A 16,993-nucleotide genomic window follows, 5' to 3' on the forward strand; every position below is an offset into this window, starting at 1 on the left:
TTCTATTGCTTTTTTGTTGTAATTTTCCTTCATTTTTTCGTATTCATGCGGATTCGAGTCTTCTTATCAGTTTAATGAACTGATTTTTATATTATTTGTGTTTTTTTATTTCATTTTCCACTCATTTCGTATTGCGAAACAAAAACTGCCAATTGTTTTGAATTTAAATCATTGGCTCACAAAGTGAGCAATTTGAGATTTTAAAATTCGGAATAAAACGTAGCATCGATTACGTAATATGAAATGAACTGGAGATAAGCAATGCCTCTCGTATCCTTAAATGAACTGCAACATCAATTTGAAAATGCCTTGCTCAAAAGGGGCATGCAAGCCGATTCAGCAACCAAACTTGCCCAAGGGTTTGTTGAAATGGCGAATGAAGGAACCTACTCACATGGTATTAACCGATTCCCAGTTTTTATTTCTCAGGTGGATCAAGGGCATATCAAACTCAATGCTGAACCCGAGTGTGTCAATAGTCTTGGCGCTTTGGAACAGTGGGATTGCCATTTTGGTCCCGGTGTTCTGAATGGGCTGATTTGTACAGATCGTGCCATTGAATTGGCGAAACAGTACGGGATCGGCATGGTCGCAATGCGTAACTCAAACCACTGGATGCGCGGTGGCACTTACGTTCTCAAAATGGCTCGTGCCGGATTGGCTGGCATTGCGTCCACCAACTCAATCGCAGTAATGCCAGCTTGGGGAGGAAAAGATCATCGCGTTGGCAGTAATCCATTAATTATGGCTGTTGCAGGTGATCCGCCGGTATTGGTGGATTGTTCAATGAGTCAGTATTCCTATGGTCAACTACAAAACTATGTGCTGGCGGATAAAGAACTCCCGGTTGTCGGTGGCTTTGATGATGACGGCCATCTCACCACTGATCCGCATATCCTCTGGGAAAACAAACGACTACTACCGATGGGATTCTGGAAAGGTTCATCGATGGCGGTGGTGCTGGACATGCTACTGACGGCGGTGAGCGGTGGCTACTCCGTCCCAGCGCTCACAGAAGATATGAAAGCTGAATTCGGGGTCTCACAGTTTTTGATTGCGATCGATACCAGCAAAACGATGGATGGCGAACGTCTGATCGAAGAGATGAAACGGATCCGAGAATATGTACTCGCCTCAGAACCTGCTGAAAGTGGCAAAGTGATGATTGCGGGATCTGAAATTCAGTCTTATATCGACAAGCATCAACAGCAAGGTGGAATTGAGATTCACGAAGACATTTGGCAACAGATTCTTGCACTCTAGATTGACAGCGTGAGTCGATCTGGCAACAAGAGTCGATCCGATAACAAGCATGATTCAGACAAGTAAGCATCGCCGGAGAGTTGTATATGCGTACGGTATTGAAATGGGTTTTGGACAGCATTGACATCATCATGGCTGCGATATTAGTCGCAATGTTAGTGCTGGTATTTACCAATGTAGTGCTCAGGTATGGATTTTCTTCAGGGCTGAGGGCATCGGTTGAATTGTCCCGTCTGGGGTTAGTCTGGGTTGTCATGTTGGGGGCCGTGATCGTCCTCCAACGTGATGAGCATCTGGCGGTCAAAGAATTTACCGAGAAACTTATGCCGCGCTGGGTCCCATTCCTCAGACGGTTATGTTGGTTGATCATTTTGATCTCAGTCGGGATGCTGTTTCATGGCGCATTCAATCAGATGATGGCGAACTGGCGCGATATTTCGCCTTTGACCGGTCTGCCGTCGGCGCTGTTTTATCTTGCCGGTACGATTTCCGGCGGCTTGATGGCCATTCTGGCGGTTGGACGCATCTTTTTCCCCCAGTGGATGATTGACCATTCATCTCATGACGCGACTGCGACAAAAGAAACTCAGGGGGATAGATAATGACGCTATTTATCTTCTTAACAGTCTTGATTGTGTCGATCCTGTTGGGATTACCCGTTGCCTTTGCATTACTCCTGTCGTCAATCGCATTGATGGTCCACATGGATCTGTTCAGCTCTGACATTCTGGCTCAGTCGTTGGTGAATGGTGTTGATAGCTTCACGTTGCTGGCGATTCCATTCTTCCTGGTTGCCGGTGAGGTGATGTCGGCTGGCGGATTATCGACGCGGATCGTCCGGCTAGCGACCTGCTATGTCGGCCATCGCAAAGGTGGGTTGGGGTATGTCGCCATTATGACATCGGTTCTGCTTGCCGGGCTTTCCGGGTCGGCGGTTGCCGATGCGGCGGCACTGGTCAGTATTCTTTACCCGATGATGAAAGCGGCCAAATATCCGCAGAGTTCATCGATGGGGCTACTGGCCGCTGGTGGCATCATTGCCCCGGTCATTCCACCATCTCTGCCATTAATCTTGGTTGGGGTTGCGGGTGGTATTTCTATCAAAAATCTATTTCTCGGTGGGATCGTGCCCGGCATTTTAATGGGACTGACATTGATGTTTGTCTGGGCGTTCACTGTCAGAAGCGAAGATCTGGATGTGCAGCCCAAGGCCTCAGGTGCTGAAAAACGAGCGGCGCTGAAAGATGGGATCTGGGCGTTGTTGCTACCGGTAATCATCATTGGTGGGATTCGCTTTGGCATCTTCACCCCGACAGAAGCTGCGGTTGTCGCTGCTGTATACGCCATCTTTGTCGCTGCGGTGATTTACCGGGAAATCAATCTACGCAGCTTTTATCAAATCTTACTCAATGCCGGACGTTCGACCGCCATGGTGATGTTCTTAGTCGGGTGTGCGATGGTCGCCGCCTGGTTGATTACGGTGGCTCAGTTACCCCAACAATTAGCCCAGATGCTGGCACCATTGGTTGACAGTCCGCGTCTGCTGATGGCGGTCATTATGCTGCTGGTTTTGTGTGTCGGTATGGTGATGGATCTCAGCCCGACCATTCTGATTTTGGTGCCGCTCCTGATGCCGGTTGTCAAACTGGCAGGGATCGACCCAACCTATTTTGGACTGATGTTCGTGATCAATTGTTCGATTGGTTTGATTACGCCACCGGTTGGCACTGTGCTGAATGTCGTGTGTGGCGTGGCAAAAGTGCCAATGTCGGCGGCGGTCAGAGGCATCTTTCCATTTATTCTGGCGTACACCGTGTTACTCACGCTGTTCGTCATCTTCCCGAGCATTATAACAATACCAATGAAACTTATTATCGGATAACGGAGAAACAACATGAAATCAATTCTGAAAGTAGCAGGTTTGGTGACAGCACTGGCAGTGTTCACGACCCAATCTTATGCCACCACGTTAAAGCTTGCCCATGCTGCACCTGAATCAGATCTGCAACAGGACATGTCACTGTTCTTTAAAAAAGAGGTTGAAGCGCGTTCTCATGGGGATATCAAAGTCAATATCTTTCCCCAAGGACAATTGGGAAATGATAAACAGATGATCGATGGTACCCGAGCGGGGATCATTGATATCTCGATGGTTGGGCTGAATAACTGGTCTGGTTTAATCCCTGAGTCGGCTGCTTTCACTTTGCCATTCATTTTCCCGAATCGGGAGGCCGCTTATAAGGCATTGGACGGTGATGTGGGCCAGGATGTGTTCAAGTCGATGGAAAAATATGGCATTAAAGGGCTGGGATATCCGGAAAACGGTTTTCGTAATATGACCAATAATCGTGGACCTATCCGTAAACCGGCAGATGTCGCCGGGTTGAGAATGCGAGTGAATAATTCCAAAGCTCTCAATGATATGTTTAATGCATTGCATGCGAACCCCCAACAGATACCTGTTTCTGAACTTTATACTGCCTTAGAAACGGGTGTGGTTGATGCGCAGGATCATCCTATTGGTGTCACCCTTTCTTTTAAGTTCTATGAAGTACAGAAATACTTGAGTATGACGCAACATGCATATTCGCCGTTGGTCTTAACCATGAATTTAAATAGCTTCAAAAAACTCAGTGCTGCTGAACAGAAAATCATCACAGATGTTGCAACGGAAGCCGTCAATATGCAGCGCAAAATGAGTATTAAGAAAGAAGATCAGATGATCGCTGAATTGGAATCTCATGGTATGAAAGTCAACCGTGATGTCGATGGCGCAGCATTTCAGGCGGTGGTTAAGCCGGTTTGGAATGCGTTTATCAAAGAAAACGGTGACGGCATGATCAATCGCATTTTGGCGACTCAAAAATAAAGTCAGCGATGAATGAGGCTTTCGGTGTGCGGTGCTGCCGTACACCGAAATTCAGAGGAGAGATATCGACAAGGCATGTCGATAGGAGCATGTATGTATTCTGAAATCAAACAACGTGTACTTGATGCGAATTTGAGTCTGCCGAAGTATGGTCTGGTGACATTCACATGGGGCAATGTCTCTGAGATTGATCGGGCACGCCATATCATCGCGATTAAACCATCTGGTGTGGCATACGATGACATGACTATCGACGACATCGTCGTCGTCGATCTGGATGGCACGATTGTCGAAGGGACGTTGAATCCTTCAAGCGACACGAAAACCCATCTTGAACTCTACAAAGCATTTCCATCGATCGGGGGCATTGTGCATACCCATTCACGCCATGCCACGATTTGGGCTCAGGCCGGATTGGATATCCCAGCGCTCGGAACCACCCATGCCGATTATTTTTACGGCAACATTCCTTGCACGCGTCCGCTGACGCCAGCGGAGATTGCGGGAGATTATGAGCAAAATACCGGTTTGGTGATGATTGAAACGCTACAGCAGCGACAGATTGATCCGGTTGCTGTCCCCAGTGCGATCATTACCGGTCATGCCCCGTTTAGTTGGGGAAAAAATGCCGATGAAGCCGTTCACAATGCCGTGGTTCTGGAAGAGGTTGCAACGATGGCTCTCGGCACCCGTTCTCTGAATGCCGACATTATGTTGCAGCAAGAACTTTCGGATAAGCATTACTTCCGTAAGCATGGGAAAGATGCCTATTACGGACAAAAAAGCAAATAAATCAGTCGGTTCACTGATGGCGGAGCAGAATATGGGTCAAAGCACAATGCATTATTTTCTTGGGATTGATTCCGGTGGTACGGTTCTGAAAGCGGGTCTGTTTGACCGTCACGGACGCCAAATTGCGTTGTATCGTGAAAATACCCAAGTGATTCGTGAAAAGCAGGGCTGGATCGAACGGGATTTAACCCTGTATTGGCAGGAAGCCTGTCGTGCGATTCAAGGGGTGATCAAGCAGAGTGGTATCCGACCGGAGCAGATTCAGGGGCTGAGTATTTCTGCGCAAGGTAAAGGACTCTATTTGCTGGATAAACACGGCAAAGCGCTGCGTCACGGCATTCTATCGTCTGATTCTCGTTCTATCGAAATTGTCAGACAGTGGCAACGAGACGGTATCCCTCAGACAATCTACCCGCTGACCCGTCAGACCTTATGGACCGGGCATCCCGTCTCGATCCTGCGCTGGGTGAAACAATATGAACCCCATCTCTATGCGCAGATCGGCTCAGTCTTGATGTCCCACGATTATTTACGTTACTGCCTGACCGGTGAGATCCGGGCAGAGATGACCAATATGTCGGAAAGTAATCTCTATCATGCTGACAAGCAACAGTACGATCCGGCACTGCTGTCGATCTTTGGTATTGAAGAGGTTTGGAGTGCGTTGCCTGAGCTGATTTATCCTTCAGCGTGTTCAGGTACGGTCAACGAAGATGCTGCCCAAGCCACCGGACTCATGGTTGGCACGCCGGTTTACGGTGGGTTATTCGATGTAGTCTCGACTGCAATCTGTTCCGGCATTGATGCCGAGCAACCGATGCTGAATGCAGTGATGGGGACTTGGTCGGTAACTTCCGGGATCACGACGGCTCTTGAAGATCATCCTGATGAGCAGTTTGTTTACGGACATTATGCGATGCCCGGTGCTTATATTGTCCATGAAGCCAGCCCGACATCAGCAAGCAATTATGAATGGTTCGCGCCTTATCTGGGCGGAGAGAAGATCGATCATCAGGAGAATGAGCGTTTAGTCAGCGCATTGGCGCCGTTAGCCAGTGATGTGCTTTTCGTTCCTTTTCTGTATGGCTCTAACGCAGGACTGGGGCTGAAAGGATCGTTATATGGGTTGCAGGCTTATCACAGCAAAGCGCATCTCATTCAGGCGATCTGGTTGGGGATCTTGTGTTGTCACAATGTTCATCTGCAAAAAATGTTACGCCGTTTCCCGGAAACCCGCGTGTTACGGGTGACCGGCGGTACCACCCAGTCCTCGACCTGGATGCAGATGTTGGCCGATCTCACCGGATTGATACTCGAAATACCCGCAGTAGAGGAAACCGGAGCATTAGGGGCAGCCCTTGTTTCAATGGTTGGCAGTGGTACTTATCCCGATCTCGCCACTGCATTGGCTGCATCAGATATCCCGATAGCAACGGTTCAGCCCAATCCTGATTTATATGCCAGTTATCAACGCCAGTATCAACGGTATCTGCGCTATGTCGAAACGCTGAAAAATTTTGAGGAAATGGTATGAACCAGACACAACCTTATTTGCAAATTGCACTGGATTCGACGGATCTGAGCACCGCTTTGAATGATGTTCATCATGTCGCAGATGTCGTTGATGTGATTGAAGTCGGTACGGTACTGGCTTTCTCAGAAGGGATGAGTGCGGTCAAAACGCTTCGGCAACGTTATCCCCGGCATATTTTAGTGTGTGATATGAAGTTGCTTGATGCAGGAGAAACATTAGCGGAGATGGCATTTGCCAGCGGTGCAAATTGGATCACCGTCGGTGCAGCCGCGCATATTGAAACCGTGCGCTCAGCTCAGCGGATTGCGCAGCAGTTTGATGGTGAAATTCAGATTGAATTGTTCGGACACTGGACAATTGAGGACGCGAAACTCTGGGTAGAAAGTGGCGTGACACAAGCGATTTATCACCGCTCCCGGGATGCGCAAGCGGCCGGAGTGGGGTGGGGTGAGCATGATTTAATGCTGATGGAGCAATTATCTGAGGTCGGGCTTGAACTCTCGATTACCGGTGGTATCGTTCCGGAAGATATTCATTTATTTAAGAATATCCGTGCAAAATCGTTCATCGCTGGACGCGCACTGGCAAATCGCGAGGGAAAAACCATAGCCCATGAGTTTCGCAAACAGATCAACCACTACTGGTAAGGTTTCTTTATGAGTGAGCAGGTAAAATCACTGGTGAAGTCTATGGCTGTGCTGGAATTTCTTAGCCACCACCCCGATGGGGTCGCGTTGCATGAAATTGCGCAGCAGACCGGCATCAACAAAACCTCGGCTTATCGTATGCTCAGTACCTTTGAGGCATTGGGGTATGTCGCCCAACATTCGGCGTCGAAGAATTATCGATTAACGCTGAAGCTACTGCATATCGGTCATTCGGCTTTGAGTTCCGACGTCTTGGCGACAACTCGGCCGAAGTTGAATGAGCTGGTGAAAGACCTGAATGAAACGATCAACTTTATTTCCCGTGAGGGGGATAAGATCGTGTTTCGGGATAAGTTGGAACCTCAGCATTCACCGTTCAGAACCCGGACGTTTGTCGGTATGTATTCCGAAATGTATTGCACCGCTGCGGGAAAAGTTTTTCTGGCGTTTTCAACGCAGGAAGATCAAGAGAATTACTGGCAGCGCAATGTCGGCCTGATTCAGAAACTGACCGACAATACCATTGTCAATAAAACCCATTTTCTCAATGAGCTGAAGAAGATCAGGGAACAAGGGTATGCGATTGATAATGAAGAAAATGAAGCCGGTATTTCTTGCACCGCCGTGCCGATTTTTGACCGTTCAGGCTCGCCGGCCTATGCCGTCAGCCTCTCAACACTCACCCCCCGGTTAAGAAATTTCGGACCGGATAATCTCGCGAATAAGATCAAACAAACGACAGAAAAGATAGCACAAGAACTGTTTAAACAGTGATTGAAAAGGATACCAGCGATGAACAACCATACCCTCAAATCTCGCATCGGCCTATATGAAAAGGCGATGCCGGCAACGCTATCCTGGGAAGACCGTCTCAGAGAAGCAAAATCACTTGGCTTTGATTTTGTCGAAATTTCTGTCGATGAAACCGACGCCCGGCAACAACGGCTGGACTGGGGAGATGATGAGATTGAACAGCTTCGTCAGCTCTGTTTTCAGTACGATATACCATTACAAAGCATGTGTTTGAGTGCGCACCGTAAATTCCCATTCGGCTCTGAACATCCACAGGTTCGAGAAAAAGCCCGTGAGATTATGGAAAAAGCCATCAAACTGGCTTATCGACTGGGAATCCGGACCATTCAATTGGCTGGATACGATGTTTATTATGAGTCTCAATCGGTAGAGACTCATCAACGCTTTATTGAAGGAATGCGTTGGGCGGCGAAGCTGGCAGAGCAGGCCGGTGTGATGTTGGCGGTCGAAATCATGGATACGCCGTATCTGAATTCGTTATCTAAATTTGAAGTCTTAAAACGGGAAGTCCCGTCCCCTTATTTTATGGCTTATCCCGATGTCGGTAATATCACGGGCTGGAATCACGATGTTTGTACTGAACTGAAACTGGCCCGGGATCATCTGGTACAGATTCATCTCAAAGATACGCTGAAAGTGAAACATGGTTTCTCCGGGAAGTTCCGGGATTTGGTGATCGGTGAAGGCGAAGTTGATTTTCCGGCTATTTTTACGGCACTTAAAGAGATTCACTACGGTGCGCCGTTCGTGATTGAAATGTGGGCTCATGATGAGCACTGGCGAGACAATATCATCACCGCCAAACAGCGTTTAACGGAGATGGCACATAGCGTCGGGTTTGAGCTATAGGCTGTTTTCTACCCGTCCAGATTGAACAAAATTCAACCATGAAAGGTCAACAGCTCCTAATAAGGCGCGTGTCAACGCGCCTTATTTTTCATCTTGTCTCATGATGACAGTCAATGGTGATACCCAGTCGAAACAAGGGTTGGCGGCAAATGTGATCCGATTCACTTAAAGACCAAAAACAAACGATATCCCTATCAAATACAGATCTTGCTCACTTTTTAAACACAAAAAACACTATAACGTAATTTGGAATTTAAAATAATATTATTCCACAATGTGGAATATAAGTGTGGTTGATTGTGAGCTGACATCCCGCGAAGCAGTCATATCATCATGAGGTATCTATGGAATTGCTCAACAATCCACAAGGAAGTCTGCTCTCGATTGATCGGTTAACTAAGCGATTCTTTAATTTTGTTGCATTGGAATCCGCTTCTTTCCATGTACACCCGGGACGTTGTGTGGCGCTACTTGGGGAAAATGGTGCCGGAAAATCGACCTTGATTAAAACGCTGGCCGGCATTCATAAAAAAACATCCGGTGAGATTCGTTTTAAAGGGGAACCGATTGAGGATGCAACCCATTTAGCGTCAGCCAATCAAGTCCCTATTGCCTTTATTCATCAGGATCTTGGCTTGATCGAATGGATGACGGTTGCGGAGAACATCGGTTTAACACTGGGGTTCCCGAAACGCTGGGGCATGATCAACTGGAAAGCCGCAGCAGAAAAAGCGCAGCAAGTTCTGGATTTGGTCGGGTTAGACGTGAAAGCGTCTGAGCGCATTTTTAACTTAAGTGCGGCAGAGAAATCCTTATTGGCGATTGCCAGAGCCTTGGTCGCTGATGCGGAGGTGTTGATCTTAGATGAACCGACGGCTTCTCTGGTTGCCAGTGATGTCGGTCGGATGTTTCAGGTGTTGAAACGGCTGAAAGCGCAGGGAGTGGGGATGATTTATGTCTCCCATCGGCTGGATGAAATTCATGATATTTGTGATGACGTAGTGGTGTTACGCGATGGACGTTTAGTGGGCTCCGGTCTGGTCAGTGACTACACCATTGATGAGTTGGTAACGCTGATCGTCGGTTCGCAAAAAGAGATGAATTATCGGACCCCGCTCCAGCCGGAGCAGGATGATATTTTGCAAGTCCGTAATCTACAACTCGGTGATTTAGAGCCGTTCAATATGACGTTGCGTCATGGTGAGCTGGTTGCTTTGGTTGGTCTGCGCAATGCCGGGCAAGAAGCGATTGGGCAGGCGTTATTTGGAGGGCTCAATATCAAGTCCGGTGAGGTGTTCATTCGCGGAGAAAAGGCTGATATCAGTTCGCCCGCTAAAAGTATTCGCAGTGGATTTGCCATGGTGGCAGCTGATCGGGTCAAAGAGAGTATTTGTGGCTCAATGAGCGCGATGGAAAACCTGAACTTGAATCCGACCATCAATGGTGGCGGTTATCTGACTTTCCTGTCAAAGCCTCAAGAATATCGTCAGGCCCTCGAAGCGATGAAACAATACGAAGTTCGCCCGATGGATCCTGATATTGCAATCAGCTCAATGAGTGGCGGCAATCAGCAAAAAGTGATTTTGGCGCGCTGGTTCAATCTGAATAAGCCGATTGTCATTTTGGATAATCCAACGGCTGGTGTTGATATTGGTGCTCGTTCTGAAATTTATCGAATCATGCGTGAGTCCATTCGTCAGGGATTGTCTGTGATTGTCATTTCCAGTGACTTTGAAGAGGTGGTGAATATATCAAATCGGGCGTTAGTGTTTAACCGGGGAAAAGTGGTGAAAGAGCTGACGGAGCAGCAAGTGACGGTGGCTAATTTATTGAAGTATGCATCAGGTTCAAAAGTAGGAGAGGACGAACATGGCGACGTCTAATATTAAATCGACCGCACTAGAGACGGATGTAACCCTCTCTTTGGGGATTGGGAATTTCATTACCCAGATTGCAATGCGTTATGGATTACTACTATTGACGGTATTTTTAATCCTGCTGTTTAGTCTGACGACCAACACCTTCTTTTCAATGCTGACACTTCAGGCAATTTTGAGTGAAAAGAGCGTTGTTGCGATTCTTGCTTTAGCAGCGATGGTGACCATGATCACCGGCAAAATGAACCTCAATGTTGGGTTTGGTGTTACCTTCTGGCATGTCTTTGCCATTACCTTACAGCAATGGTACGGATTCTCCTGGGAAGCTGCGGCATTGATTGTTGTGCTGTGTGGGTGTCTGTATGGTGCATTCAACGGCATGCTGGTGGCATTGGCGGATATTGACTCTTTCGTGGCCACGTTAGGCACCGGGACCGTGATTTATGCTGTGTCACTATGGCATACCGGTGGCCGTCAAATTGTTGGTGCATTGCCGGAGAATTTCTATCTGTTCAGCAGCTATGACATTGTCGGCATTCCGATCATCGTCTTTTACCTACTCGCGATTACGCTGCTGCTTTGGCTGGTGACTGAATACACCGCTTTAGGACGCAAACTCTATGCAGTCGGTGCGAATCCGAATACTGCATCCTTAAATGGTATCAATACGACCTCTTGTTACATCGGCGCTTATGTGGTTTCGGACGGATTGATCGCTTTTGCCAGCGTGCTGTTGGCTTCTCATATCGGGATCGGTTCTTCTTCGGTTGGTCAGGACTACATGCTACCGGCATTGGTCGGTGCATTCTTAGGCTCAACGACATTTCGTGCCGGGCGGGTCAACGTCTGGGGCACTCTGATCGGTGTTTCTCTGGTTAGCGTCGGGATTTCAGGTCTTCAACAATGGGGCACACCATTCTTTGTCGAACCACTATTCAATGGCGCGATTCTGTTAATTTCCATCACTTTGGCTGGCTTTAGCCAAAAACGTAAACAAACAGCAACCAAAAATAATGTGAAGGTGAAATAATGAAAAGACGATTCAAAATACTAGCCATGGTGATCGGTGCTGCATTAACAACCCTGCCCGTGCTTGCTGATGAAGCATCAGATTATGTTGAGATGGCAAAGCAAGTTGTCAAACAGGCATCAACAGACACTGCTGCTGCATTCTCACTCCCTAAAGGGCCGGTTGCCGCTAAGGATAAGACGATTATTTTTATTGCTTCTGATCTGAAAAATAGTGGTGTTTTAGGTGTGATGAAAGGCTATCAGGAAGCAGCGAAAGTGATTGGTTGGCATGTACGAGTGCTTGATGGGGCCGGCAGTGTGCCATCACAGTCTTCTGCCTTGAAGCAAGCCATCGCGTTGCAGCCGGATGGCATTATCATTGGTGGATTTACGCCCAATACGATGATTCCCACCCTGCGTCAGGCACATAAGCTGGGGATTCGGATTGTCAGTTGGCACGCGACCCCCGAGCCCGGCCCGATTGAGAAACTCTATATAGAAGATAACATCACCAGTTCGGCTGATGATGTTGCCAAAGTATCGGCAATGTATGCAATTGCCAAGTCCAATGGTCATGCGCATGTCGTGATTCTGACCGATGGTTTATACAGTATCGCAGTACGTAAAGCCGATGTGATGAAATCTTATATTGAAAAATGTAGTGGATGCTCTGTGCTGAGTTATGAAGATACGCCACTGGCAAATACGTCAGCACGGATCCCGCCGCTGACATTTTCATTGGTTCAGAAATATGGCGATAAATACAACTATACTCTGGCAATCAATGACCTCTATTTCGACTATATGGCACCGGCGCTTCGTTCGCTATCCGGTAAGAAAAAAGGTGAAGGCCCGTATAATATCTCTGCCGGAGATGGCAGTGAATCTGCATTTGAACGGATTCGTAACGGTAATTTTCAGGTCGCAACCGTTGCCGAACCGCTAAACCTGCATGGATGGCAGTTAGTCGATGAACTGAATCGACTGTTCCATGATCAACCCATCAGCGGTTATGTCACACCAGCACATTTAGTCACGGCAGATAATATTCATCAGTCAGGCGGGGATCGCAATTTATACGATCCGGAGAATGGCTATCGAGATTATTACCAAGCGTCTTGGCAAGTGAACTGAGCGAGGTGAATATGTCTTTTGAAGAGGCGTTGTTATCGCCACTGCATCAGGTTAGTGGCGGTCATATCTGGTGCGAGGGTGCTGCATGGTTGCAGCACCCCGGTCAACTGCTGTTTTCGGATGTAAAAAAAAATGCGCTCTATCTTTATCATCCCGATTCTCACGAGACAGAACTTGTCACGGATTACTCACATTTTGCCAATGGCAACTACCCATTGGCCAATGGCAATGTGGTGACATGCGAACACGGGCGGCGCTGTCTTTCTATTCGGCATAAAGACAATCTGGCACTCGCCAAGGTTTTAGTTGATAAGTATGATGGTAAACGACTCAACTCACCGAATGATGTGGTTGAGCGTCGCTCGGATGGGACGATTTGGTTTACTGACCCGCCATACGGCATTCTTAGTGATGCTGAGGGATATAAATCGGAAAGTCAGATGGTTGGGTGTTATATCTACTGTTATGATCCGCATGATGATTCATTGACGATTGCATCGACTGATATTCAGCGACCCAATGGTCTGGTCTTTTCTCCCGATGAAACAACCTTGTATGTGGCGGACATGTCGATTGTTGATTTTCCAACGCAGGGGTTAAAACACCTGAAAGCCTTTGATGTACATGGAAAAGTGCTCTCTCAAGGACGGTTGGTTTATCAAGTGGAACACGGTATCCCTGATGGGATGACGATGGATCATTTCGGAACGCTCTATTGCAGTTCGTCTGAAGGGATTTTAGTGCTCAATCGTGAAATGGTGCTGGTGGGACGTATTCCAGTGCCTGAGACGGTTTCTAACTGCACGCTGAATCATGATGAAAGTACGTTATATATCACGGCATCGACTTCGGTTTATGCTATCGATCTCAACTGCCAGATATTGGCAGAATTATAAGGAATTACTATGCTCGCTTGCCATTTTCATGCCTCTGATTATCGTGCTTTGTTACCTGCGCTCTTTGTCCGTGCGATTGACTATGTGACGACCCAAGATTTAAACGCTCTCGATTCCGGACGTCACACCATTCCCGAGATCGATCCGGATGATGCTTTTTTTATGATCCTCGATTATCAAACAACGGCAGAAAGCCCGGTAGGCCCTGAGTTTCATCACAAATATTGTGATGTTCAGTTTATTATTCAGGGAGAAGAACAGTTTGGCTGGACTGAATTGACCGATGAACAACATCAGCAGCTATCGCATGACTATCATTATGATCAACAAAAAGATATCTGTTTCTTTGATCAACAACTGGTGACACTCTCTTATGCAACCATGTCTCATGATCAGTTTTATCTGTTTACACCGAGAACGGCCCATATGCCGAATCTCTCGGTCACCACGACATCACAGGTTAGAAAAGTTGTGATTAAGATTAAGTATCCGGCTTGATTCGGTCACCCGTGTGACCATTTTTATATCGAGCGCATATTTTAGATCGAATATCATGTTTTATATCGAATATACAGTTTTGTGGAAAGACACGATCTATTGATTCACAAGACTGTATTTTCTCGTCATTGGAAATTGAAGTGTGGTGGAAGCCGCGAGCACTATTGAGTCACTATGCAATCCGTACATAAAACCTTTGAAGTCCTAGAGATTGTTGCTACCGCCTCGGATGGGATGAGCCTTGATGCTTTGTGCAAGGTGATACCGTATCCGAAAACCACGGTACACAGAATCTGTAAATGCCTGTGTCAGTGTGGTTATCTCCGTCAGGCAGAGAATGGAAAATACTATCTGACGACGAAGATGATCACCTTAGGTTATTCGGTGATCCATCATGATACGTTTGTCACGGAAGCCGCCCCCTACATGGCTACGCTTGCCGAGCGAGTCGGATTTACGGTCAACTTACAACGGCGTGATTTTGATAAAGTGATTCTGTTGAAAAAAGAAGAACCTAAAAATTCGGTCTTTCATACTAATGCTCATGCCGGATTGGCCTCGTCGTTGCTGCATTCCGCTTGCGGTAAAGTGGTCTTATCCTATTTCTCCCCGGATGAACAGCAGAAGTGCTGGGAGAGTCATCGACACGATTTGGCGAATTTTCGTCATTTCGGTCAGGCAGAAATCCATGCGGAGAATGATTTTTACCGAGAGCTGGCACTCATCAGGCAGCAAGGATTTGCGGTTGACGGGGAAGGTAATGAATCTGGGATTACCTGTATTGCTGTGCCACTGGAAACGGATCAAATGGTCAACTATGCCATCAGTGTCTCGGGGCTGACACCTGAAATCCATCGATTTGGTCAGACGCAATTACTGGCGCAGCTGCGGGAAGTGGTTGGGGCGCTGGGAGGAAAAATAGCTTAATCAGCCGCGAATCAGTAAGGCAGAGATACCGAAGACAGCAAGCTCAACGCAGGCTGTCTTCGATCAGGATGAGAGCGCTAAATTAGCTATCGCTTTCGTTGTTCTCTGTTTCGCTGGTATTCTTATTCGCCTCTTTGCCTTCTCGGGCGAGTTCGACAACCTGATTATCAATCAGGCGGACTTTGCCCATAAAGGCTGACATGAGGATCACGGCCTGTTTACTGCTCTCTGTTACCGGCAGAAGTGTGCGGGCATCGCGAATAAAGATTTCATCCGGTTCCAGATCAGCGGCTCTGAGCTGATCAATCGCATCTTCGATAATGGTGTCGAAGTCCGTCCGCCCGCCTCGAATCGCACTACTGATCCAGCGCATGGTTCTGGCTAATACCGGCGCGCGCTGACGTTCATCCAGTGTCAGTAAATTATTGCGTGAACTCATCGCCAAACCGTCGGCTTCTCGGATTGTCGGGACACCGACTATCTCAATATCAAAACAGAGATCAATCACCATCTGACGGATCAGTGCAAGTTGTTGGTAATCTTTCTCACCAAAACAGGCAATATCCGGCTGGACGATATGAAAGAGTTTGGTCACGATGGTGGAGACACCACGGAAATGACCGGGGCGTGAATCGCCTTCCAAGATACGCGAGAGTCCGGGAACCTCGACAAATGTCTGGCTATCCAATCCTTCGGGATACATGATGTCGGTCGAAGGCGTGAAGACCAGCTCAACGCCCTCTTGAGTCAATTTGGCCAGATCGTCATCCAACGTCCGTGGATAGTTGGTCAGATCTTCTGCTTTATCAAATTGCATCGGATTGACGAAAATACTGACAATGACCACATCGGCCATTGCTTTGGCTTTACGTACCAGCGTTAAATGACCTTCATGCAAATTTCCCATCGTCGGGACAAAACCAATGCTATGGCCATCACGCTTGTACTGTTTAATCTGCGCTTTGAGCGCTGAGATATCAGTGTAAGTCTGCATGACTTGCTCCTTCCGACAATCGGGTTTTAGGCGATCTCTGGCCTGGCAATGTTGCATTAGTCAATGCTGTATTCGGTAATATTGTATTAGGCAATGGTGTGTTCTTCATCAGGAAAAATACCATGTTCCACATCTTCCATGTATTTGGCGACCGCTTGACGGATATCGCCAGTTTCCGCTAAAAAGTTTTTTGAGAACTTAGGCATGTAGTTGGCCGAAATTCCAAGCATATCGTGCATGACCAGTACCTGACCATCGGTATCGGCACCGGCACCGATCCCGATGACCGGAACCTCGAGTGCTTGGGTAATCTGAGCGGCTAACTTGCTAGGGACACACTCGAGTAACACGATTTGTGCACCGGCCTCTTGCAATGCCAATGCATCATGTAACATCTGTTCGGCTTGTTGTTGTTCTCGTCCTTGTATTTTATAACCGCCGAAGATATTCACCGATTGAGGTGTCAGACCTAAATGTGCGCACACGGGGACCGCGCGTTCAGTCAGCATTTTAACTGTCTCTACCAGCCAGTGGCCGCCTTCAATTTTGACCATGTTTGCACCCGCCTGCATGAGCTTAGCCGCATTTTCACACGCTTGAACCGGCGTCGCGTAGCTCATGAACGGCATATCAGCCATTAACAGTGAATTGGGGCTGCCTGCTTTGACGCATCGCGTATGGTAGGCCATATCTTCAATCGTGACGGGCAACGTATCTGTCCGGCCTTGCAGAACCATGCCCAGAGAATCACCGACCAGTAGCACAGGCATATCCTGGCTCTCGAAAAGTTGCGCGAAACTGGCATCGTAAGCGGTTACGGATGCAAACTTACGGCCTTCTTGTTTCCAGCGCATCAAATTATTTATCGTAATTTTTTTCATCATTCATC

General features: G+C 47.6%; 17 protein-coding genes. 15 read left to right on the plus strand and 2 right to left on the minus strand.

Translation table 11 applies throughout. The features are described from left to right. The first annotated feature begins 261 nt into the window (after positions 1-261). The 15 genes from yiaK to MKS89_RS02635 all read left to right on the plus strand — a co-directional run bounded on the left by yiaK (position 262) and on the right by MKS89_RS02635 (position 15,110). A complete protein-coding gene (gene yiaK / locus MKS89_RS02565) occupies positions 262-1,263 on the plus strand; it encodes a 3-dehydro-L-gulonate 2-dehydrogenase (RefSeq protein ID WP_072960036.1) in 1,002 nt (333 codons plus the stop codon). Positions 1,264-1,349: 86 nt separating this feature from the next. Beyond that, positions 1,350-1,865, plus strand: coding sequence for a TRAP transporter small permease (locus MKS89_RS02570; RefSeq protein WP_072960033.1), 516 nt, complete (start codon positions 1,350-1,352; stop codon positions 1,863-1,865). Further along, complete coding sequence (locus MKS89_RS02575; protein ID WP_072960031.1) at positions 1,865-3,145, plus strand: TRAP transporter large permease subunit; 1,281 nt, start codon at positions 1,865-1,867, stop codon at positions 3,143-3,145. The genes MKS89_RS02570 and MKS89_RS02575 overlap by 1 nt, the downstream gene beginning before the upstream one ends. A gap of 12 nt (positions 3,146-3,157) precedes the next feature. After that, positions 3,158-4,132 (plus strand): TRAP transporter substrate-binding protein, encoded by a 975-nt coding sequence (locus MKS89_RS02580; RefSeq protein WP_072960028.1) that lies wholly within the window; start codon positions 3,158-3,160, stop codon positions 4,130-4,132. A 93-nt stretch (positions 4,133-4,225) separates the two neighbouring features. Further along, entirely contained in the window at positions 4,226-4,924 is a 699-nt protein-coding gene (locus MKS89_RS02585; RefSeq protein ID WP_072960025.1) for an L-ribulose-5-phosphate 4-epimerase, read from the plus strand. Between the two features lie 46 nt (positions 4,925-4,970). Continuing rightward, positions 4,971-6,458, plus strand: coding sequence for an FGGY-family carbohydrate kinase (locus MKS89_RS02590; protein ID WP_072960293.1), 1,488 nt, complete (start codon positions 4,971-4,973; stop codon positions 6,456-6,458). Then, complete coding sequence (locus MKS89_RS02595) at positions 6,455-7,105, plus strand: 3-keto-L-gulonate-6-phosphate decarboxylase UlaD (RefSeq protein WP_072960022.1); 651 nt, start codon at positions 6,455-6,457, stop codon at positions 7,103-7,105. Before MKS89_RS02590 ends, MKS89_RS02595 begins: the two co-directional genes overlap by 4 nt. A 9-nt stretch (positions 7,106-7,114) precedes the next feature. Next, complete coding sequence (locus MKS89_RS02600) at positions 7,115-7,879, plus strand: IclR family transcriptional regulator (RefSeq protein WP_072960019.1); 765 nt, start codon at positions 7,115-7,117, stop codon at positions 7,877-7,879. Positions 7,880-7,897: 18 nt separating this feature from the next. After that, positions 7,898-8,767 carry an L-ribulose-5-phosphate 3-epimerase gene (locus tag MKS89_RS02605; protein ID WP_072960016.1) on the plus strand — a complete coding sequence of 290 codons (870 nt, stop codon included), beginning with the start codon at positions 7,898-7,900 and terminating at the stop codon, positions 8,765-8,767. 344 nt (positions 8,768-9,111) lie between these two features. Next, positions 9,112-10,650 (plus strand): sugar ABC transporter ATP-binding protein, encoded by a 1,539-nt coding sequence (locus MKS89_RS02610; RefSeq protein WP_072960013.1) that lies wholly within the window; start codon positions 9,112-9,114, stop codon positions 10,648-10,650. After that, positions 10,637-11,674, plus strand: coding sequence for an ABC transporter permease (locus tag MKS89_RS02615; RefSeq protein WP_072960011.1), 1,038 nt, complete (start codon positions 10,637-10,639; stop codon positions 11,672-11,674). The genes MKS89_RS02610 and MKS89_RS02615 overlap by 14 nt, the downstream gene beginning before the upstream one ends. Next, positions 11,674-12,789: an ABC transporter substrate-binding protein gene (locus MKS89_RS02620; RefSeq protein WP_072960008.1), complete on the plus strand. Its 1,116-nt coding sequence runs from the start codon at positions 11,674-11,676 to the stop codon at positions 12,787-12,789. Before MKS89_RS02615 ends, MKS89_RS02620 begins: the two co-directional genes overlap by 1 nt. 11 nt (positions 12,790-12,800) lie before the next feature. Further along, positions 12,801-13,685 (plus strand): SMP-30/gluconolactonase/LRE family protein, encoded by an 885-nt coding sequence (locus tag MKS89_RS02625; protein WP_077316200.1) that lies wholly within the window; start codon positions 12,801-12,803, stop codon positions 13,683-13,685. Between the two features lie 9 nt (positions 13,686-13,694). Next, positions 13,695-14,183 (plus strand): NanQ anomerase/TabA/YiaL family protein, encoded by a 489-nt coding sequence (locus tag MKS89_RS02630; RefSeq protein ID WP_072960006.1) that lies wholly within the window; start codon positions 13,695-13,697, stop codon positions 14,181-14,183. A gap of 174 nt (positions 14,184-14,357) precedes the next feature. Continuing rightward, a complete protein-coding gene (locus tag MKS89_RS02635) occupies positions 14,358-15,110 on the plus strand; it encodes an IclR family transcriptional regulator (protein WP_072960003.1) in 753 nt (250 codons plus the stop codon). An 82-nt stretch (positions 15,111-15,192) separates the two neighbouring features. On the opposite strand, the gene panC is transcribed toward MKS89_RS02635, so the two are convergent. Further along, entirely contained in the window at positions 15,193-16,104 is a 912-nt protein-coding gene (gene panC / locus MKS89_RS02640; RefSeq protein WP_072960000.1) for a pantoate--beta-alanine ligase, read from the minus strand. 86 nt (positions 16,105-16,190) lie between these two features. Next, positions 16,191-16,985, minus strand: a complete 795-nt coding sequence (panB, locus tag MKS89_RS02645) for a 3-methyl-2-oxobutanoate hydroxymethyltransferase (RefSeq protein ID WP_072960288.1) — start codon at positions 16,983-16,985, stop codon at positions 16,191-16,193. Positions 16,986-16,993: the final 8 nt, after the last annotated feature.

The organism is Vibrio gazogenes (genome assembly GCF_023920225.1).
GTDB classification, from domain to species: Bacteria; Pseudomonadota; Gammaproteobacteria; order Enterobacterales; family Vibrionaceae; genus Vibrio; species Vibrio gazogenes.